We start from the raw sequence: 20137 nt of genomic DNA, 5'->3' as shown, positions 1-20137 counted from the left end.
TTTTAATTTTACCTTCTTTTATCAAACATTATACATACATTCGCAAACACTATCACCTAACTCTATTTCATGGTGTGAATTTACTTTTTTTACTCACAACTTTAAATGCACCAAGTATTCTCGGATTCAAGGTATATCCTGGTGGATTCTTTTTGTTCATACCAATGTTACTTGTTGCTTATGGAGTTTTTCGTTCTGACTTTTTTGATGTAAATGAACTTTTATTTCAAAAGAATGGTATGTTCTACTTTCTTTTTGCACTTTTATCTTTTGTATTAATTTTTATATCTTTCGGTGTTTCGTTTGGGCTTTCTCCCGATGCTTATGAGTCAGCAAAATGGTATCCTTGGGGGATACCTCCTGTTGTATCTGTGTTTGGTGCTGTTTTTCTTTCCATCATTGTTGCTGGAGCTAACCCATCGGCAAGGATCAACCAACTTTGTGCTTTTGCACTCATTCTCACGGGGTTTTACGTAATCCAATCTGTTCCATTAAAGTTAAATATCTCTTATGTTGTGCAACTTCGTATTTCTCAGATGACTTTTGTAGCATTTGCTTTTGCCCCAAGTATTATGGTGCGTTTGGTATTTGAAGCCATCGGTCAAAAATCACCATTTTGGATCCAGGGAATCGATATCCTTTGTGTGGCTGCGGCAATCCTTGCTCCATCTCCTTATCTTTTTGTTGGTTATTATGATTATCCTTGGTCAAGAGTACATCATGGGGGTCCTGCGGAATTACTTGTAGGAGCAAATGGTGCTATTGCAATTCTATTAGTTCTTTTTACATTCATTCGTAATAAGGGCTATATTAACTTTGCATCCAAATGGATCATTGGTTCCTTTTTGTTGTCTGCTATTTTATTACTTGCTGCCCTTTTTCCAAGTCACGGTTATCCGGTTTATCCTTTAGCAGATTTCCAATTTATACCTGCATTTTTACTTGGTTATGCGGTGTTACGGCACGGGGCTTTGTCTTTAGAAGGAAGAACAATCCAGTTAAGCCAACGACTTGCCAACTTAGGTCTCATTACTATGGCAATTGCTGCTATATTGTATTTTCCATTAATTCGTGAACAGTATGGTGTAGGAGAATCGGCCTTTCATCTAACCATGATTGTACTTCCTCTGGTTTTGTTTAATTATCTGGTTGTTTATATCATGTCTCGTCCTTTGGCAGAAGAGTTAGATATTAGCTATTTTTTGTTAGATTTAGAAAAACAAAAAGCGGATGAAGAAAGGGAAAAAGCTCTGATTGCACAGGACAAAGCGGAAGAAGCAAGAGAAGAATCAGAAAAGTTATTACTCAATATTTTGCCATATAAAGTAGCTCAAGAGCTCAAACAAAAGGGAAGTGTCACACCCTCCAGGATTGAAAACGTTACGGTTTTGTTTACGGACTTTAAAGGATTCACAAAAGTCGCGGAAGGGATGGATGAACAAAGTTTGATCGAAGAGTTAGATGCTTGTTTTACCCAGTTCGATGAAATCATTCTCAGGAACAACTTAGAAAAACTTAAAACCATTGGGGATAGTTATATGTGTGCCGGTGGACTTCCTGTGGGAACTAGAACAAGTGCGATAGACGCTTGTTTGGCGGCCTTAGAAATTCAAAGTTTTATGAACCAATTAAAAGAAATCAAATCAACCTTAGGATTACCTTTTTGGGAATTAAGATTGGGAATTCATACAGGTCCTGTGGTGGCGGGAGTTGTCGGAAGATTTAAGTTTGCTTATGACATTTGGGGAGATACTGTCAATACTGCTTCAAGGATGGAATCAGGCGGTGAAACAGGAAAGATCAATGTTTCACAAGAAACTTATCAACTTGTGAAGTATTTTTTTGTTACGGAATATCGCGGGAAAATTCACGGAAAAAATAAAGGGGATTTGGATATGTATTTTGTGCATCGCCTAAGACCTCGTTATTCGCAAGATCCCGATGGGAAGGCACCTAACCAGTATTTCCGGGAAGTTTATTCCCGGATTACCAATGGTGCCAATATCCGTTGGAAAAACGAATCCTAAGTTTGTTCTTCCTCGGCAAGCCAAGTACGTAATAGCTGAGCCACATCCTCTGGTTTTTCTTTTGCCAAGTTGATTGCGTTTTCGAGTAATTCGCGTCTGAGTTTTTCGTCGAGGGAGAGTTCGACCTCTGCCCCCCCTTCGTCCATTACTCTGAGTGCAGCTTCCCGCATCATCTGTTGTTGAGCAGCAAGTTCTTCTTCGCGTAGTCTTCTTCTTCTTGCGATTTCTTTTTTGATCGCACGATACACTAAAATGGCAAGGATTAGTAGGATTAATATGACAAGCGATGCGATCACCATATTTCGAATAGCACGTTGTCTTTGAAACTCTTCATCTTCAAGACGGAATTGTTCTGTCCTGTCTTTGGGAATGGTGATGACACTGATTTGATCGCCACGAGAACGTGTGTATCCAATGGCAGCTTCTAAGTTTTTACGAATGAGTTTCAGATCTTGTTCAGCAACAGGAATATACTTACGATCATAACCCATTCCATCTTCACGTTCTTTTCGTTCCCAAACACCATCGACTACTACTGAGAGTCCAATCTTTTCGATTTTCCAAGGTTGACGTTTGATATCTTTTACACGTTTGTTGAATTCATAATTATTGATATTTTCGTCTTTGGAATATTCAGCTTTCTGGTAGTCGGTGTCTTTGTAACCTGGAGGTAAATTCGGTTCAGTGCCAGCAGGGCCATCTGGAGTAAATCCACGGCCTTTGAATGATTCTTTAGTTTCTTTAGAAGAAACTTTTAAAGAATATCCATCTACCAACTTTCTTTCGTTATATGGAGTGTCAGGGTTGTCTTCTTCGGCAACGACTGGTAATACTTCGTTTTCCGTTAAGGATTCTTGGTCCCAATTGAAAGAATATTCGAAACGAGTGATATCGACTCTATCTTCACCACCTAAATACCAACGAAGAGTATTCCGAATATCGATTAGGCGTTTGACACGTTCTTCTTCTTCGATTCTAAGTTTTTCTTGGACGATACGTAGTTCTAATCTTTCTTTTTCTAAGTCTTCTTCAAAATCAGAAATGATTTTTCCATCAGGATCGGCCACACTTACATTCTCTGGTTTTAACTTAGGAACCGCTCTTGCGACTAAGTTCACAATCCCTTTGATTTCTTTTTTACTCATTCCTTCTACGCCAGGTTTGAAGTGAAGGATGACACTTGCCTTTACTGGATAGGAATTGGACTCAAAAAGATCTCCTTCAGGGATGGCAATGTTGACATCAGATCTTTCGATGGGCCTCAATGTATTGAGTGATTTTTCAATCGCTCCTTTGAGGGCTCTGTACTTTTTAATGTCTTTGTCGAATTGGGTTTCTGTAAACTTTTCAATGTCAAATAGTTCCCAACCTGTTACACCTGCAGGAATCAAATTCTCTTGCGCAAGTTTGGTGACGATTTCTTGTCTTTGTTCGGGATCAACGGTAATGAGACTCGTATCGCTTGAACCATAAGAATAACCGAGAGCATCTAGTTTTTTGGTAACTTCAGAAAAGTCTTTGGAATCCAAATCCTTAAACAGAACCACTCGGTTTCGTTGTGACGAGACATTGGATAGGATGATGACTGCCACCACCACAACGGCGAGCACACCACCCAAAATCATTTTTTTGGTTTTATCGAGTTTGTTGAATAACTCTTTGAGATTATCGATGATCTTTTGCAGTGGTTCAGGCATAGTACGGGCCTCGTCGAGATTTGAGACATAATGTCATGGCAATTCAGAAATGTACAAGTACTTTTCGGGGAGGGAGGGAAATTTCTCGGGTTTTCGCTTAGAATTGGCGTTTTTTATCGTGGCTGTATCATTTTGGATCAATTCGGAACCGTTGATAGATCCAAGTTGGGAAAAAATTTGGGGCCTGTGATCACAAAACAATTCATAAAATCAAAAAAGTCATAAAAGAAATGTTAGTTGATTGGACAAAAATTTCTTTTATGGCTTCTGATTCAATTTCCTTGGATCGGCTTAATCTTTCATTAAGCCACACCTTCCACTTTTTGGAACACTCGATCAAATCGTTTGAGGGCGTCATCAATTACGGCATCTGTATCTGATGCACTTGTATAAAGTCTACTTCCTGCGAGTGTCACGAGTCCTTCTGACATATATGCTGCTCCCATCTCTTCCATAGCATGTTTACGTTTATGGGCTTCTGCGATAGTTTTTTTGATCGTCCAGAACTTCTTAATATTGATATCGAGTAACATTGTACCAACGGTTTCTAAGTGGCAAATAGAACCTTGGTTGAAAGCAACAAAAGGAAGATCATACTTTTTGATAAGTTTTTGTAATCCCTTCGTTAGGCGGTCCCCTGCTCTTCCTGATTTTTCAAGGGCTCCTGTTTTTTCCATCTCACAAAGAGTAAAGTAACCAGCTGCGGAACTGAGTGGGTTTGCTGCCATTGTCCCACCAATTAACGCCTTTTTGGTGCCTGTTTGGAGACCAGCAGATACATATTTCATGTATTCTTTTTTACCACCAAGTCCACCTGCAGAAGGATATCCGCCCGCCACTACCTTTCCAAAGATCGTAAGGTCAGGATCCACACCAAAATATCCTTGGGCACCACTAAGACCAATGCGGAATGCGGTCACTACTTCATCAAAAATCAGAAGGGCACCGTATTTGTTACAGAGTTCTCGGACACCTTTGTTAAAGTTTAAATCAAGAGGTCTTGTTCCACTTTCTGGTCCTACTGGCTCAATAAGAACTGCTGCTGTGCCACCACAGAAACGATTTCGTTTGAGAACCGATTCTAAAGCGTTCAAATCGTTCGGATAAAATTCTTGAGTGTATTTGAAAATGGATTTAGGAACCCCATTGGCTTCGAAATGTCTTGTGCCTGGGATACGAAGTCCATAAGCCAATTGATCACTCCAACCGTGATAGGCACCTCCCATCTTTACGATGTTCTTCTTTTTCGTGGCAAGTCTTGCGACTCGAATCGATGCCATACAAGCCTCTGTCCCTGAACCGAGCATTCGAAACATTTCAACAGAAGGAACTAACTCTACAATTTTTTCGGCTAACTTATATTCGTATTCGTGAAAAAGACCAGTGACAGGACCTGTTGTGTCGAGTAGTTCGATCACTTTTTTTCGGACTGAAGTTGGGTTACTGCCAAGAACCGTAGGTCCGCCAGCTTGTAAAAAATCGATGTATTTGTTTCCATCTAAATCATAAAGATAGGCGCCCGATGCTTTGGTAAAAACAAGTGGGAAGGGATGGTTGAAGGAAAGGTTGTGTTGGACACCACCTGGAATGTATTCCGAAGCTTTGGTGATCATGGCTTTGGACTGACTGCATTTTTTATCAAAGTAATTATGAATGATATCGTCCATTGCGTCTTTACGGATGGAGCGGATAGGAAGAGAAATGAGTTTTCTAAGATCTTTGTAAACTTGGTCTACGTCTGGGTATTCGTTCATGGAAAAGCCTTGGGCCATAATATCTTTCCTCTTCCGGGTCTTTTTTCTTGACAATGAGTGAGTTATCACTCATTGTCAAGAAGGAATTCATAAAATAGTTCGAGAAACGCGGATTCTTTGGAAATTAGCATAAATTTCCTGGAGAAATCTAGCCTTTTTCGTTTATTGGACGAGGACAGATATGGTAACGAAGCATTTTAATGATAGTTTTGAGCGGATTTCCGAAGAAAAGAGGAACCGAATTTTATCGACAGCCATCTCTGAATTTGCCAACAGAGGATTTACTAGCGCCAATACCAATACCATTGCCCAGAAAGCGGGAATCAGTGTCGGTTCCCTTTATAAATACTTTGAAACCAAAGAGGATTTTTTCCTCACCGTTGTGGACCACGGAATCACCCAATTAGAAAAAACTTTGGAATCCGTAATTGCAATGGATTTGGATTTGTTTGGCAAAATTGAAAAGATCATTCGTATCATTCAAACACACTCCCGGATCAACCAAGACATCATTCGCCTCTACAACGAAATGACAACCGAAAGTAATTATGAACTCATCACACGTTTGTCAGGTGAGTTAGAATCTTTATCAGCAAAATGTTATATTGAAATGATAAACCTTGCCAAAAAAGAAGGAACCATCAGTTCGGAAGTGGATAGTAATCTTTCTGCATTTCTATTAGACAATATCTTTATGACCTTACAGTTTTCCTATTCCACAGTATATTATAAAGAGCGAATGAAGATTTATTTAGGCGACGACGTATTCGACAAAGACGAAGACGTTGTGGCAGGGGTCATGAAAGTGATCCGTAGGGCATTAGGTGGGTAGCCGTATTTAAAATAAACTGAAGATTGGTAAGATTTTTTTTGATCACTAGTTAACTCTCCATAAACGGTGATTCTTTTAACCAAAATACCATCACAAAATTGATAACGGATAAGATGAGAAGGATATAAAGAAACGATATCATTCCAAAGAAATTTAATCCTAAGATAAATAAAATTCCCGATACCTGTCCTACGAGAAGTAACAATCCTTGGGAAGTGGATTCTGGTGCGGGCGAAGTAATTTCTGCACAGTATTGAAATCCAATCGGGGCTCCAATACCCAAAAGAAAAAATCCAATCACAATCGAACCAATAAGTAAAAAAATAAAACCTTGGAATAAGGTAAATAAACTAAGACCCACTAAAAATCCAGCCATCGCAATGATGAGAAATAACTTTCGTTTTTGTAATTTATCGGATAACGGAGGAATGACGATCCCGCCAATGATTCCCGAAATGAGCATCACTCCACCAACGAGCCCCGATTCGTCGATATTGAGTCCCTTGATTTCACAAATTTGATCAATACATGTGCTAACTGCATTGAAGACCCCAAGTCCAATGAGAAACAAAAACAGAATTTTTTTCATATCCTTCTGTTTCCATAGAAAACGAAGTCCTTCTAAAAAGGGAAGTTCATGGTCTTCGCCGTGAGTACTCGGAGAAGTGGGTGGTTTTTCTTTGATTAGCGAAAGGAAAAGAATAGCCGAACCTAGAGAAACAAAACCGTAAATCATCATCACTTCTGGGATGGAATTTCCTGATTGGAATAAGATGGGAGTTAGGATCATCACAAGTATGATTCCTAAAAATTGAGCCAAGGTTCCGAGTGCTACTGCGGTGGCCCGTTCTTGAATGGGAAACCACAAAACACTAATTTTTGTGACTGCGTTTAACAAAAACGGTTGGGCAATGGCTAATCCGATTTGGCAGATAAGTACAACTGTATAGTCTGCGGCATAAACCCCTTTGAGTAACCCACAAACGCCTGTTAGTATGGCGCCAAAACCCACTCCTTTTTTGATCCCATAGGTATCGATTACATAGGAAGCAGGAATGGCGATGAAAACAAAAACCCCTAAAAAAACAAGGGAGAGTAAATCAATTTGGAGTGGGCTTACGTGGTAAAATTCTTTAGCATCGCGGGCAATGGGAGCAAAAGTCAGCCATTGCAGACAGATAGTAGCAGTGATGACGATATAAGCGAAAAGGACAACCCATCGGTATGGGTATAATTTTGGAGGGTTTTGGCTCATGTTAACTCCCTTTTTTGCAATCGATGGAATTTGCTTTCAAACATTTGTTCGGAATAAATTCCCATAGGGAGAAATGCCGAAGGAAAATGAATTGCCATCCGAGCCGATGATTCCCATTCTTTGTGAGTCATCACTCACTTTTTTCGACCTCCGGAAGAAAAATGAGAAAGCCGTCTGTCACAAAGGCCCATAAGGGGAAACCGGCAGTAGGTGAGAAGAACCGAACCGATGGAGTTTGCATGGAATCTGGATATATACTGACTTATGATATTGGCACTACTGGAGTCAAAACCTGTCTTTTTCGGATGTCTGAAGCTCTGGAACTAGTGCAATCTGCTACTAAGGAATATAAAATCCAACTTCTAGAGAATGGAGGAGCAGAACAAAATCCAGAGGATTGGTGGTCTTCGATGAAGGATACCACAACAGAAATTTTAGCCCAATCTAAAATCCATCCAAACTCTATCCAAGGCATTTCCTTTTGTTCCCAAATGCAAGGTTTGGTTCTTGTGGATTCAAAGTTTCAAGCTGTGCGTCCAGCCATGAGTTATATGGACCAAAGAGCGGTAAAGGAAATGAAAGCCGGAGTGAGTCACGGTTTTAAAATCGAAGGAATTAATGCCACAAAACTTTTGTTATCTCTTTGGATCACTGGAGCGGTTGCTGCCAGTGTAAAAGATCCTATTTGGAAATACAAATGGGTCGAAAAAAATGAACCAGAAATATTTTCGAAAGTAAAGTGGTGGTTTGATGTCAAAGAATATTTAATCGCGCGCTCTACAAACGAAGCAGTGATGACTAGAGATTCAGCCTTTGCTACTTTTTTATATAACTCAAGGGTAGGGAAAGGAAATTGGAGTCCCCTTTTGTGTAAGTTATTCGGTGTTCGTTTGGATCATTTACCAAAAATTGTGAATTCTTTTGATCGTGTAGGAGGACTCACAAAAGAAGCAGCGGACTATTTGGGTTTAAGTGAAAACATAGCAGTGTTTGGTGGTGGTGGGGATGCTTCTCTCATTGGAGTCGGAGCCGGTGCTGTCAGCGAAGGAGACACTCATATCTATGCCGGAACTTCAGGATGGATATCAACAGTTACCAAAAAGAGAACAGTGGATATTGGGGCAAGGATTGCCTCGATCGTTGGAGCAAGAGAAGGATATTATAATTATTTTGGGGAACAAGAAACTTCTGGAAAATGTTTACAATGGGTGAGAGACCATTTGGCCTTAGATGAAATTGATTTATATTTAGAAAAAAAGAAAATCACTGATGGCCCTGATGCTGTGTATGAAAGTTTATTCGAGTTTATGTTTGATTCAATTAAAGATACCGAACCTGGATCTCAAGGTGTAGTTTTTACACCGTGGCTACATGGAAACCGCTGTCCTTTTGAAGACCCAAAAGCAAGAGGGATTTTCTTTAACATCAGTTTGCATACAGGAAAAAGAACTCTGATCCGAGCCGTTGTGGAGGGAATCCTTTTTCATAAACGTTGGATTTTGGAGTTATCGAATCGTAAGATCCCCACTTCCAATTCCATTCGTTTTGTGGGAGGTGTGGCAAGATCGGCTTTTATCTGTCAGTTGTTAGCTGATATCACGGGAAAAACCATTGAAAGGGTGGTTCATCCAGAAAACGTTGGCGCGATGGGAGCCGCCGCTGTGGTAGCTTTTGGAATTGGAAAAATTAAAAAATTTGAAGAAATCAAATCAATGATTCCGATTCAAGATAGATGGACTCCCAATCTAAATCATAAAAAGATTTATGATAAAAACTATAAAGTGTTTCAAAACCTTTATCGAAATAACAAAAACAATTTTGCATATTTAAATACATAAGTTTGGGAATATAACATGGATCATCAAATTACTGAGTTTACAATGACAAGTTTAGGAAAACCGATTGCGATAGGTAGGTCAGCAGATCTATTTGCTTTGCCGGAGAATCGAATTCTAAAACTTTTTTTCCCCGAGGCAAACGAATCAGAAATTGATTTAGAGGTAGAGAATACCATTGAGGCTAACAGAATGGGTGCATCCAGAATGAGATGTTATGGAAAAGCCAAGGTGGGAGAAAGACTCGGAATCATTTTTGATAGACTGAATGGAATTTCTCTCACTAAACTTCCAGACAAAAATCCATTGGAGCTTTTTCGCATCGCAGGAAAACTCGCTAAGTTACACTACGGCATCCATCAAATCAATTCAGAAAAATTTAAAGATATTAAAGAAATCTTAAATCATTGTTTGGATTCAAATCCTCTTTCGTTTTTAAGTCTGAGTGAAAAAGAAAAAGCTAAATCTTATATAGCAGCCTTACCCAAAGGAAGTTCTATCCTTCATTTGGATTTTCATCCTGAGAATGTGATCGTAGAAGGAAAAGATGAGATCATAATTGATTGGATGACTGCAGCAAAAGGAAATTCTGCAGCGGATGTTGCTTTCACCTATCTTTTGTTTACTGATGGTGAACTTTGGCCAGGAACACCAAAATTAAAGATTATATTTTATACAATCATCCGAAAGTTTATCTTAAGTGGGTATTTAAAGGTATATAAAAGTTTGAGTGGAATGTCGGACGTCCAGATTGCTGCTTGGAGACTACCTGCGCTTATCCTTCGATTGGGTCTATGGAATATTGAAAGTGAAAGGGAAAGTTTAAAGACACAAATCACTCGTTTGGTGGCAAATGGCGGTAAGGTATGAATTTAAAATTAGATCGATTTATAGAAACTTATAATGGTGAAGAGTTTGATGTTACCATTATTGGCGGAGGGATTACTGGAGCCACTTTGGCTTATGAGGTAGCGAGTCGTGGTTATACAGTAGCCCTCGTTGAAAAAAAAGATTTTGGTGGAGCTACCTCGGCTGCCACGGGAAAGTTAATTCATGGTGGGCTTCGTTACCTCAAACAGTTTGAAATTGGTCTTGTGAGAGAAGCATTAAAAGAAAGAAGGATACTTTCTAATATTGCACCTAATTTAGTTTATCCTTACCCAATGGTACTTCCAAAACCAGGACTCATTGCAAGGCTTGGACTTTTTGTTTATGATCTTCTTTCTTTTGATAGTAAGTGGACTTGGGATGAATCCAAACAAATTCCCAATCATAAATACTTAAAAAGAAAAGAACTCCTTCAAAAGAATTTGGGTGATTTTGAAGATGCAGCTTATTTTTATGATGCCATTTGTTTGAGTCCAGAAAGGTTAACACTTAGTTTTTTAAAATCTGCTGTTTCCTATGGTGCCAAAATCGCTAACTACACAGTAGTTGATGATTTGATTTGGCAAAAAAATGCGGTAGTCGGGATCCAAGTCCACGATGCTTTTTCTCAAAAAAAATACCAAATTCGTTCTAAGGTAACGATCAATGCTTCAGGTCCTTGGACTCACAATATACTTTCTAAATCTCCGAAAACAGAGCAGCCCATGCCAAAAAAAAGGTCGGAAGGGATTTATATCATTACTAAAAAAATAACAAACTTGATGACTCTTTATGTGGGAGAGAAAGGCCATTTTAGTTTTGCTCCTTGGCGCGGACATTCGATGATCGGTCCGACTGAAAAATCTTATTTTGGAAATGTGGAAGATTGGAAACTAACCAAAGAAAGTATCTCCGAGTTTATCGATTACATTAATGAAACTTCGCATATCAAAGAGAAGTTGTCGATAGATGATGTCATTTTTGCATACGGAGGACTTCGGCCATTGATTGAAAGTTCGGATGATACCTATTCTGCTTCTAGAAGGTCAGAACTTTACGACCATATACGTGATGGAGTCCAGGGTTTGATTACTGCTGCCGGTGGGAAGTATACGACGAGCAGGCATTTTGCAGAGACAATTTTCAAAAGAATCCAAAAGAAATTAGATAAAAAATCTAGTGATAATATATCCGCAAAACAATATTTATATGCATCTCAAATTCCAAACGTTGAAATTTTCATCCAAGGTGCACAAAAACAAAATGTCGATTTTTCTGAGAAGACTATCGATTATTTGATACGTCATTATGGACTTCAGTATGAAATCATTTTGGAACTGGCAAGAAAGACAAAAAATCTTGCGGCGGTTTTGAATGCAGATGGCGAAATTTTAGCAGAAGTAGTGTATGCCATTCGTTATGAAATGGCAAAATCTCTATCTGATATTTTCCTCAGAAGGACTGGGCTTGGGACATTGGGAATACTCTCTGATGAAATTATGAAGGCAATCATTGATACAGCGGCATCGGAATGGAACTGGTCCGAGGAAACTAAAAAGAAAGAAACCGAGACCATTTACAGATTATTAAAATTGCCAGATTGAGATCCTCTATATCCAAATTTTAGGCTGACAAAGATCACTTTTCTCATTTACTATTTTGTATGGGCAAAGTGATCACTGTTGATACCGATTATGCAAACATGCCTCAAGTGGCATCTGCATATCTCTTAGAAGAAGAAGGATACGGGGTTGTTGTAGAAACCAATACAACTCATGCCATTCCAAAAATTCTTAAGTTGATGGATTCAGAAGGAATCAAACCTGAAAACCTTGAGTATGTGATTGTAACCCATGTGCACTTAGACCATGCGGGCGGTGCTTGGGCACTTCTCGAAGCCTGCCCCAATGCAACTCTTCTTGCTCATCCTAAAACCGCCAAACATTTGATTGATCCTAGTTTACTGATCAAAAGTGCTACATCTGTCTATGGAAAAGAAAACTTTGATTCTTTGTATGGTGAAATCAAACCAATTCCTAAAGGTAAAGTCCGAGTGATGGAAGATGGGGAATGGTTGTCTTGGAGAGGTCATTCACTTCAGTTCATCTACACTAAAGGCCATGCGAACCACCACTTCTGTATTTATGATAAAAAGACAAATGGAATTTACACAGGTGATTCCTTTGGAATATCATATCCTCATTTAGAAAATGGAAAAAGATTTATTTTCCCAACTACAACACCCACTGACTTTGATTTTGTGGAAGCGGTTCATTCTCTTGACCTTATTTTAAATACAGGTTCGGAACTTGCCTACCTCACACACTTTGGTCCAATCGGTGACTTAAAGAAAAATGCAGAGGATTTGAAACTAGGGCTCACACTATGTTTGGAAGCGGTTCAAATTTTAGATACGATCCCCAAAGAAGAACGTCTCCCATTTATGGAATCTAAAGTGAAAGAAATGATCCAAATTCTAGCAAACAAAAATTCCATTATTCTGACTGAATCGGATTGGAAGTTATTACATCTAGATGTGAATTTGAATGCACAAGGACTAGTGTATGCCTTTGAAAAGAAACAATCCAAAGTGTAACTTCTTGCAACAAATATTATTAAGCTGCCGGCGCCTATTTTTCTTTTCCATAATTTCTGTTTTAGTTTTGTTTACACTTCAATGTGCACTGCTAACTAAATCCAAAACTTCTAAAGAACCAGTAATTCAAATTCATTTTATCTCAGATGAATACGAGGAAACAAAGCGGATTCCTTCTTCTTTGTTTGAATCAAAGGATTTGCTTATGATTCTTGCTGATTTGTCCAAAAAAGAAGATCCATCTATGCGTTTTATTTCTACCAACAGAACCGAAGAAATTATGGAAGTGAATGGAAAATCAAATTCTTGGTCAGAAGGTTGGGTAGTGTATGTGAATGACGAAAAAATGGATGGAATCCAAATGAAACGAGGGATTCGTGTGGGTCCCAATGATAAAATTGAAATTCGGTATGAGGCCGTAGAGCGCGTGTTTGGTCGCCCTACTTTATAACTTAGTTTTTATCTAAGAGTAGTGAGTTCTCTGTAAGCTCTTACAAATCCATCGGACATTGTTTTTGCAAATGTCAAAGAGATCCTAGCTTTTTCTGCCGCAATCATCACATCATGAAGTTCCACGGAATTTGGATCAAAAACTATTTTTTGAGTGAGTTCATCTGCTTCGACTTGTTGGTCATTCACTTGTTCGAATGCTTTTTTCAATGCATCGCCAAAAGTTCCAGCAACTTCATCCGGAGATTTGGCTTCATTGGTTTTACCGTAATGGCGTTCATTGGAGCGAAAGATTCCTACCTGATCACCTTGTGGGAGTAGGGAATGTGGTTTGTAAGTTTGGGAACTGATGTTTGAAATACGATCAATGGACATGGTCTTTCCTCACTCAAAATATCGACAAAATCTAGAAAACCTAAATAAAAAAATTATGTCTCATTAAAAAAATGGAAAAAAGACGGATGGGTCGGCCATTAAGCCCGCCCAATCTCCATAGCCTTGTTCATCATGGCTTTCGATCCATTGATGAGTTGTACGTTGGCCTCATAAGAACGGGATGCAGAGATCATATCCGTCATCTCCGTGACGATATTGATGTTCGGAAGTTCCACATAACCTTTTTTGGGTCCCGTTTGGATGGCATCTGGGTGGGTTGGGTCGTAAGTCAAACGAAGTGGACTCATGTCCTTTTCGATTTTCATCACCTTCACCCCTTTTCCTTCTCCTGGTGCGACACCAAATGGATATACTGGACTTTTCCAATTCGTACGTAAGTTAATCGGTGTTAGGATAACGCGGTCCCGTCGAAAAGGCCCATCACCATTGGTATTTCTCGTAGTGGTCGAGTTAGCGATGTTATTTGAAATAACATCCATTCTGAGTCTTTGCGCCGAAAGACCAGTCGCTGATATATTAATGGAATCAAACATTCCCATAAATTACTCCTTAGTTGGTTCTCATCACAATGTTGAGAAGACGGTTATTTTGGTTGAGTCTATCAATCATAAGGCTGTAACTCATTTGGTTTTGGTTGGCATCAACCACTTCTTTTTCAATGTCTACGTTGTTCCCGTCAGGTCTCATCGTTGTGAGATAATCTAGGTTGGTTTTGGGTTTAGCATCACGGTAATCGAGAGGTTTAAAAAATTCAATATGGCGGTCGTTTGTGATTTTTGTTGGAACTGCTTTGTCCTTTTCGATTTTCTCTGATTCAATGGCCCGTTTCAGCATCGATTCAAATACCACTTCTGAACGTTTGAAGTTGGGTACATCGGCATTGGCAATATTATCGGTAATCACTTTTCGCCTTTGGGTCGCCGCACCGAGGCCACGCTCCAAAAGGTCTTGAGTTTTCATGAAATGTGTTGCTTCAAACATATTTCTCTTCCTCTCTACATTCCCCTTCGGCCGGTTTTTCTTCCTCCTAAAGTATTTTATGTCGCTTCCTAATGATTTTTTTGGGGCGGCCCCAAGTATTTCTAAAACCAAACTGGTTTGTTTGCTGGGTCGGGCTCTCCCTCCAATCCGAAGGATTTCCGCTCGATCCCTGCCGCAAGGTAGGGATCTAAAACCACTTTTCCATATTGTAATAACTCTATGGCAAATGGATTTTTATTTTTTGGTTCTATCTTCTAATTCGAGAAGCATTGATTGGATTCTTGTATGGTTGGCGAGAAACCAATCAGAAAAAATGCCTACGATTCCGCGGAAAAGTTGGATGGGGACCCAGCGCGCTGGAACAATGATTCTTGGCTTTCTATGCTGAAGTCCCTTTACCAATGCCTTTGCTACTTTCTCCGGTGAGATGGTGTTTCTTAAAATGGGAGGAAATCCAATTTCTCGCATTTTTGTTGTTAAACTGTCTCCTCCAAAAACACCCTCTGTCAGAGGGGTAGTAATCCAACCAGGATACAATACACTGGCACTTGCAGATTTTCCAGCAAGCTCTGCCCGAAGAGAACGTGCTAACATTTCTATCCCTGCTTTGGAGGTGGCATACGGTGCATTACACATTCCATTTGTGAAAGCATAAATAGAAGATGTAACTACCACTTGGCCTTTGTTTTTGACTACTTCTGGCAAAGTGGATTTGATAGTGCGCCAAACACCAAGTAAATCCACTTCCAGAATTTTTTTGAATTCAGATTCATCACAATTAAAAACAGTATAAGCTGACTCTTTCCATGAAATTCCAGCATTGGCAAACACAATATCAATTTTCCCAAAAGTGGAAAGGGCGATGTTCGTTACTTTTTTTATGGATTTCCAATCAGTTACATCCATTGCCATTGCTAAAACTCGTTCTTTTGCAAACTCAGCTGCCAATGTATCTAACGCTTTTTGAGATAAATCCGTTAATACAAGTTTGGCACCTAATTTGTAGAGTTCTCTTGCGCAGGACGCTCCAATTCCTCCAGAAGCACCGGTGATGAGGACTACTTTATCTTGTAGATGATAAATCATAATGAAACCTTTTCCTTTAAATTTAATTCTTTGATCTTTTTCTCTAATACTGCGATTTCTTTTTTGGATTTCGTTTTTTGAATTGCCTTTTGATAATGAAGGGAAGCCAAATTTTTGTTGGAGTTTGTGTATAAATAACCTATAAGAGAATGATAGTCACGACTTTCTTCATAAGAATAGCTTTTTATCTCTTCTAAGGCTTTTGGATTCCCATATACTTTAGAATAAGCGAACACTCTGTTCAGAGAAACAGCTGGAGAATCGAAACTTTTCGAAAAATTATCATAAATATTTAGTATATATTTCCATTTTTCCAAGGAATCTTCCTGAGTATGCCAGTAAGCAATGGCTGCTTCGTAATGATACCTGGATCTAGATGGGGTACTAAAGGCTTCTAAAAAATATTCGTTTCCTTTATGGATTAAGTTTTGATCCCATTTGGATTTATCTTGGTCTTCGAAAACCACTACAGAACCTTCTGCACTCATTCGGGAGTCTAACCTGGAAGCTTGGAAACAAAATAATGACATGAGTGCCAAAAGTTCCGGTGTTCTTGCCGGTTTTGTTTCCAAAAGAGAAAGACCTAGATTCATTGCTTGTTTTATTAGATCGGTACGAATGACAGAGTTTTTTGTTTTTGATGCGTAACCTTCATTAAACAAAAGATAAACGGTTAAAAGGACAGAATCCATTCTTTGTTGGATTTCTTTGGAAGATAAATATTTGATTTCAAAATTGGATTCACGCAGTTGTTCCCTTGCACGAAACAAAATTTTTTTAACTGCTTCTTTATTTGATTGGAGAGCAAAAGCGATTTCTTCTACACTCAGTCCACAGAGAATTTGTAAACTAAGGCAAATTTTTCCCTTGGGAGAAAGTGTATTTTCGCAAACTGCAAATATCATTGCTAGGTGGCTATCTACGATAACGTGTTCGTTAAAACTGAGCTCTACGGTTTCTTGGGGATTTGAATCTAAAAGAGTTTTAAACTTTTTTGTCTCACTAGCTTTTTTCCTAAAACTGTCTTTTGCTATATTTTTTGCGACTGTGTATAGCCAACCGGATGGATTTTCTGGAATTCCTGAATGTGGCCATACTTCGGTCGCCCGAAGGAATGTTTCGGCAATTATATCTTCCACAAAATCAAGGTCTTTGATTCCAAAATGACGGCATAAAACAGCCGTCATTTTGACTTGTTCTCTTCGAAACAAATCAGAAATCATTGTAGTTCCTTTCTCAGCTTTGGTCATCAGGAGTTACAACTTTTCTAACTTCTACATTTCCTCCTATTTTTAAAATGGGACAACCTTTGGCAATTTCAACGGCATCACTAATAGTTTTTGCACTGACAACAATGTAGCCATTTATGAATTCTTTAATCTCTGTGTATGGACCATCTGTAACCAAATGGCCTGGGTGGACTGTTTTTGCCTCGGAGATTGCTAAGCGGTTTCCTTTATCAGCTAACTGTTCTTTTGCGGATAAGTTAGTCATCCAAGACATCCATTCTTGTAAAATTCCTTGCATTTGTTCAGGAGAAGGCCTTTCGCCCTCTTGGTTGCTATTTCTAAAAATTAAAGTGAATTCCTTCATTTTTTTACCCCATTGGATTAACGTTTCCAGGTCGAAAAAGGGGACATGGAGGAAAAAAAGTTAAAGTGAAATTTGATCCTTTTTTAGCAAATTCCGCTACTTTTTTGTTTCAGTTAGTTCTCAGTTAGGATTCGTTCATCAAAGTTTTGTATAATGATAAATAAACTAATGAAATTTTTCTAAGAATTCAAGAAAATCTTCATTTCTCTTAAAATCGAGTTTAATTTGATCACCGTTAGAGTATTCGATTAACGCTTCATATCGAATAAATGTTAGTTTTGGGAAATCTGGTTTGTAGCTAATTAAAAAGGTTTTTAACTTTTCGAAACTTGCGAATGAATAGGTAACTTCATGTTGTCAGTAAATGTAGTGCTACTTGAGGGGTGAGTTGTATTTAACTTACCAAACAAAAGCTGTTCGCTACCCATTCTAATGTCAAATAAATCTCGCAATGATATAATTGCATTAATATTCTCGAATAGAAATTTACTGTAAAATTGAATTTCTAGATTTAAAGAAAAACTAATGATTAGTATCTCGAACTAGATAGAAGATGGGAAAATAGGAAGACTTTCCAACTAAGGGTCATCTTTCGTATGCCGCAGATGACCCCCAAATTCGTTTATGAAGCTAAAACTTCGGTTCCCACTTTTTTATTCCTTTTTTCTTCTTTTCGTTTTCTATCCCTTTCTTCTGTGACTTTTTCATAATAAGATTCATAGTAAGGAAAGTTGGTTCCCATGAGCCTGTCCCATACATTAAAATAAAGAGAGTAGTTCCCTTGGAACTTTTGGTGGTGGAGGTTATGGTGTGTGGATGTATTGATCCACTTGGTGATAGGGTGAGAAACCCAACCTTTCGGAAAAAATTCGTAACCCAAATGCCACCAAATATTGAGAATCATCGCGTAGAATGTATGAAAAAGTAATACATAAAAATGGATGGGAACAAACATAACAAAAGGAACAATATAAATTGCTTCTAAAAATGCTTCTGTTGCTTGGAACCTGTAGGCCGCAAGTGGGGAAGGGTTTACCGATTGGTGGTGTTCTGAATGGACATATGGGTAAACTTTTTTGATATGAGCAAATCTATGCATCCAATAAAACCAAGTTTCATGCCAGATGGTAATGAGGAGGAAACTTAAAAACAGATATCCGATCTCCGACAGGCCGGAAACAGGTCCGAAGTAAACGGCACTTGGAACAATTTTTGCCTTCATAGATGTAATGTTAGTCACAGCAACTAAAGTAAAGACAATCAGTGTCACCGCTGATTGACGAAACTCTTTCCAAACTTTTTCCATTTTAGGATATACTTTTTGGATGCGATAAGTTTCGAAAAAATCTTTTCGCCAAACATAGAATAAAAGAAACGCAAGTCCTGCAATCGGGTAGTAACGAAGGAAATTCAAAACTCCTTGCGCAAAACCAATTTTGGTAACACAATCTAAAACTAATTCACACTGAACTGGTCCACCGAACATAAACTCTCCTAAAGACACCTTATGAATGAATCCATTCTAACAAAAAGGAAAGTGCAAATCGACCGGATCGGTAAAGTCGGAATAAAAAATGGTTCCGACCGGACCCGTCCGGATCAGAGTCCTAGCGACTTTCTGAATTCACTAGGACTTGTACCTACTTCACGTTTGAAGGCATCATAGAAGGTTGATTTGGAAGGGAAACCCACATCGTAAGCAATCGTGAGTATGTTCCTTTCTGGATGGGAAACAAACAATTCTTTGGCCTCTTTGATGCGGTAATGATTGACCAATTGAAAAAAATTTTTCTTTTGGTGGAGGTTTAAATACTCTGAGAGTTGGTGTTCCGAAAGTTTCATTTCTATGGACAACTTTTCTAAATTGATACTTTCGTCTCGGTAGATTCTCTCCACTTCCATTAGATGTTTCAACTGGCTATGTAAGGACTCTAAATTGAACCCTCCCAATTGCGAGGTTTGGTATTTTTTTTCTTCAATGACAATCTTTTGGACCTCTCCCCATAATTCTGGACTTTTTTGTCGCAAAAGATAAATGCCGATGAGAAGGAATGCGATCAGTAAAGAAACTAGTTCCAATCCATGCCTTTGGTGGAAAAATAAAGTATAAACACCTACTAGGCTCGAAAAAGCTCCGATCCCAACTACGATTCCCACCAAACGAAGGTGAGCTGACTTTTTAAATCTTTCTAGGCGAATGTATTTTGCCATGTTCGTGAAAACGTAAAATGCCGCATAAAATATGGGTAAAACAGCGATGAGAATGGTGATTTGAAATTTTAGTGGGACTCCCTCTATTTGGTATTTTGAGTGAATCGCAATTTTCTCTGCTCCGGAAGAAAGATAAAATGGAAAAAGTAGTATCGTGACAATGACTGCAGGGAGTAACTCCCAATAAGAAAATTGATTTCTATTGGGACTTTCATCCCAAAGTTCTGAAAAATAACGTTTGAGTAGGGCACCGATACAAGCTGTGAAGGGTAAGTGTATTAGATATAGGTGCGGAAAAAATTGGTAAAGCCCAGTGGCAGTAAGAAAAGTGTGAGCTTGGAATAGGGAGGCGAAGAGAAATAATAATCCTTGGATTTGAGTTTGCCCAGTCTTTTTGTTTCTAATGAATTCACCCCATGCAAATAGGAGAGAAAGTCCGGCTGAAAATCCAATCAGATGACTTGTGAGATTCCACATTCTTGTTCATCTTTTATTCGATCGATTGGATTGTAAAATAAAATCACTTGCCTAAGGTTCCTTCCCATTTAGAATTACGT

The 20137-nt window shown here is 38.7% G+C and carries 18 protein-coding genes; 7 read left to right on the top strand and 11 right to left on the bottom strand.

Annotation, left to right across the window (positions count from 1 at the left end; genetic code table 11):
- A partial coding sequence (locus tag ND811_RS16620) for an adenylate/guanylate cyclase domain-containing protein (protein ID WP_265365539.1) occupies nt 1-2027 on the top strand: 2027 nt, incomplete at its 5' end.
- On the opposite strand, the gene fliF is transcribed toward ND811_RS16620, so the two are convergent.
- Nucleotides 2024-3724, bottom strand: a complete 1701-nt coding sequence (gene fliF, locus ND811_RS16615; protein ID WP_265352994.1) for a flagellar basal-body MS-ring/collar protein FliF — start codon at nt 3722-3724, stop codon at nt 2024-2026. The genes ND811_RS16620 and fliF overlap by 4 nt on opposite strands.
- Before the next feature lie 302 nt (nt 3725-4026).
- Nucleotides 4027-5496: an aspartate aminotransferase family protein gene (locus ND811_RS16610; protein WP_265352995.1), complete on the bottom strand. Its 1470-nt coding sequence runs from the start codon at nt 5494-5496 to the stop codon at nt 4027-4029.
- A gap of 163 nt (nt 5497-5659) precedes the next feature.
- Between ND811_RS16610 and ND811_RS16605 the strand changes: the two genes are divergently transcribed.
- Complete coding sequence (locus ND811_RS16605; RefSeq protein ID WP_265352996.1) at nt 5660-6310, top strand: TetR/AcrR family transcriptional regulator; 651 nt, start codon at nt 5660-5662, stop codon at nt 6308-6310.
- A gap of 49 nt (nt 6311-6359) precedes the next feature.
- Here the strand turns inward: ND811_RS16605 and ND811_RS16600 are convergent, their stop codons facing one another.
- Nucleotides 6360-7565, bottom strand: a complete 1206-nt coding sequence (locus ND811_RS16600; RefSeq protein WP_265352997.1) for an MFS transporter — start codon at nt 7563-7565, stop codon at nt 6360-6362.
- A gap of 239 nt (nt 7566-7804) precedes the next feature.
- Here ND811_RS16600 and ND811_RS16595 point away from each other — a divergent pair, with 239 nt between their 5' ends.
- The 5 genes from ND811_RS16595 to ND811_RS16575 all read left to right on the top strand — a co-directional run bounded on the left by ND811_RS16595 (nt 7805) and on the right by ND811_RS16575 (nt 13314).
- Nucleotides 7805-9403, top strand: coding sequence for a xylulokinase (locus tag ND811_RS16595; RefSeq protein ID WP_265353112.1), 1599 nt, complete (start codon nt 7805-7807; stop codon nt 9401-9403).
- Nucleotides 9404-9418: 15 nt separating this feature from the next.
- Nucleotides 9419-10270: an aminoglycoside phosphotransferase family protein gene (locus ND811_RS16590; RefSeq protein ID WP_265352998.1), complete on the top strand. Its 852-nt coding sequence runs from the start codon at nt 9419-9421 to the stop codon at nt 10268-10270.
- Nucleotides 10267-11871 carry a glycerol-3-phosphate dehydrogenase/oxidase gene (locus ND811_RS16585; protein WP_265352999.1) on the top strand — a complete coding sequence of 535 codons (1605 nt, stop codon included), beginning with the start codon at nt 10267-10269 and terminating at the stop codon, nt 11869-11871. The genes ND811_RS16590 and ND811_RS16585 overlap by 4 nt, the downstream gene beginning before the upstream one ends.
- 59 nt (nt 11872-11930) lie before the next feature.
- A complete protein-coding gene (locus tag ND811_RS16580; RefSeq protein ID WP_265353000.1) occupies nt 11931-12863 on the top strand; it encodes an MBL fold metallo-hydrolase in 933 nt (310 codons plus the stop codon).
- A 67-nt stretch (nt 12864-12930) separates the two neighbouring features.
- On the top strand, nt 12931-13314 hold the full coding sequence (locus ND811_RS16575; RefSeq protein WP_265353001.1) for a hypothetical protein: 384 nt from the start codon (nt 12931-12933) through the stop codon (nt 13312-13314).
- 8 nt (nt 13315-13322) lie between these two features.
- Here the strand turns inward: ND811_RS16575 and fliE are convergent, their stop codons facing one another.
- The 8 genes from fliE to ND811_RS16535 form a co-directional block, all read right to left on the bottom strand.
- Complete coding sequence (gene fliE, locus ND811_RS16570) at nt 13323-13688, bottom strand: flagellar hook-basal body complex protein FliE (RefSeq protein ID WP_004784281.1); 366 nt, start codon at nt 13686-13688, stop codon at nt 13323-13325.
- A gap of 98 nt (nt 13689-13786) precedes the next feature.
- Complete coding sequence (gene flgC / locus ND811_RS16565) at nt 13787-14248, bottom strand: flagellar basal body rod protein FlgC (RefSeq protein WP_002975027.1); 462 nt, start codon at nt 14246-14248, stop codon at nt 13787-13789.
- 10 nt (nt 14249-14258) lie between these two features.
- Complete coding sequence (flgB, locus tag ND811_RS16560; protein ID WP_135571433.1) at nt 14259-14690, bottom strand: flagellar basal body rod protein FlgB; 432 nt, start codon at nt 14688-14690, stop codon at nt 14259-14261.
- Nucleotides 14691-14924: 234 nt separating this feature from the next.
- On the bottom strand, nt 14925-15776 hold the full coding sequence (locus ND811_RS16555) for an SDR family NAD(P)-dependent oxidoreductase (protein WP_265353002.1): 852 nt from the start codon (nt 15774-15776) through the stop codon (nt 14925-14927).
- Nucleotides 15773-17026: an RNA polymerase sigma factor gene (locus tag ND811_RS16550; RefSeq protein WP_265353003.1), complete on the bottom strand. Its 1254-nt coding sequence runs from the start codon at nt 17024-17026 to the stop codon at nt 15773-15775. Before ND811_RS16550 ends, ND811_RS16555 begins: the two co-directional genes overlap by 4 nt.
- The gene (locus tag ND811_RS16545; RefSeq protein ID WP_265353004.1) at nt 17013-17369 is read right to left on the bottom strand and encodes a YciI family protein; all 357 of its coding nucleotides are present in this window, start codon (nt 17367-17369) and stop codon (nt 17013-17015) included. The genes ND811_RS16550 and ND811_RS16545 overlap by 14 nt, the downstream gene beginning before the upstream one ends.
- Before the next feature lie 622 nt (nt 17370-17991).
- A complete protein-coding gene (locus ND811_RS16540; protein ID WP_265353005.1) occupies nt 17992-18855 on the bottom strand; it encodes a sterol desaturase family protein in 864 nt (287 codons plus the stop codon).
- 113 nt (nt 18856-18968) lie between these two features.
- Nucleotides 18969-20057 (bottom strand): AraC family transcriptional regulator, encoded by a 1089-nt coding sequence (locus ND811_RS16535; RefSeq protein WP_265353006.1) that lies wholly within the window; start codon nt 20055-20057, stop codon nt 18969-18971.
- Nucleotides 20058-20137 lie beyond the last annotated feature (80 nt).

The organism is Leptospira soteropolitanensis (assembly GCF_026151655.1).
GTDB classification, from domain to species: domain Bacteria; phylum Spirochaetota; class Leptospiria; order Leptospirales; family Leptospiraceae; genus Leptospira_A; species Leptospira_A soteropolitanensis.
The sequence above is the reverse complement of the archived record's forward strand: the minus strand, read 5'-3'. Positions and strand labels throughout refer to the sequence as shown.

Bases quoted from the DNA above. Each gene is read 5' to 3' on its own strand.
- ND811_RS16605 (WP_265352996.1), top strand. From the start codon at position 5,660: ATGGTAACGAAGCATTTTAATGATAGTTTTGAGCGGATTTCCGAAGAA.
- ND811_RS16595 (WP_265353112.1), top strand. From the start codon at position 7,805: ATGGAATCTGGATATATACTGACTTATGATATTGGCACTACTGGAGTC.
- ND811_RS16610 (WP_265352995.1), bottom strand. From the start codon at position 5,496: ATGGCCCAAGGCTTTTCCATGAACGAATACCCAGACGTAGACCAAGTT.
- ND811_RS16535 (WP_265353006.1), bottom strand. From the start codon at position 20,057: ATGTGGAATCTCACAAGTCATCTGATTGGATTTTCAGCCGGACTTTCT.
- fliF (WP_265352994.1), bottom strand. From the start codon at position 3,724: ATGCCTGAACCACTGCAAAAGATCATCGATAATCTCAAAGAGTTATTC.
- ND811_RS16590 (WP_265352998.1), top strand. From the start codon at position 9,419: ATGGATCATCAAATTACTGAGTTTACAATGACAAGTTTAGGAAAACCG.
- ND811_RS16550 (WP_265353003.1), bottom strand. From the start codon at position 17,026: ATGACCAAAGCTGAGAAAGGAACTACAATGATTTCTGATTTGTTTCGA.
- ND811_RS16585 (WP_265352999.1), top strand. From the start codon at position 10,267: ATGAATTTAAAATTAGATCGATTTATAGAAACTTATAATGGTGAAGAG.
- flgB (WP_135571433.1), bottom strand. From the start codon at position 14,690: ATGTTTGAAGCAACACATTTCATGAAAACTCAAGACCTTTTGGAGCGT.
- ND811_RS16580 (WP_265353000.1), top strand. From the start codon at position 11,931: ATGGGCAAAGTGATCACTGTTGATACCGATTATGCAAACATGCCTCAA.
- ND811_RS16545 (WP_265353004.1), bottom strand. From the start codon at position 17,369: ATGAAGGAATTCACTTTAATTTTTAGAAATAGCAACCAAGAGGGCGAA.
- fliE (WP_004784281.1), bottom strand. From the start codon at position 13,688: ATGTCCATTGATCGTATTTCAAACATCAGTTCCCAAACTTACAAACCA.
- ND811_RS16555 (WP_265353002.1), bottom strand. From the start codon at position 15,776: ATGATTTATCATCTACAAGATAAAGTAGTCCTCATCACCGGTGCTTCT.
- ND811_RS16540 (WP_265353005.1), bottom strand. From the start codon at position 18,855: ATGTTCGGTGGACCAGTTCAGTGTGAATTAGTTTTAGATTGTGTTACC.
- ND811_RS16600 (WP_265352997.1), bottom strand. From the start codon at position 7,565: ATGAGCCAAAACCCTCCAAAATTATACCCATACCGATGGGTTGTCCTT.
- flgC (WP_002975027.1), bottom strand. From the start codon at position 14,248: ATGGGAATGTTTGATTCCATTAATATATCAGCGACTGGTCTTTCGGCG.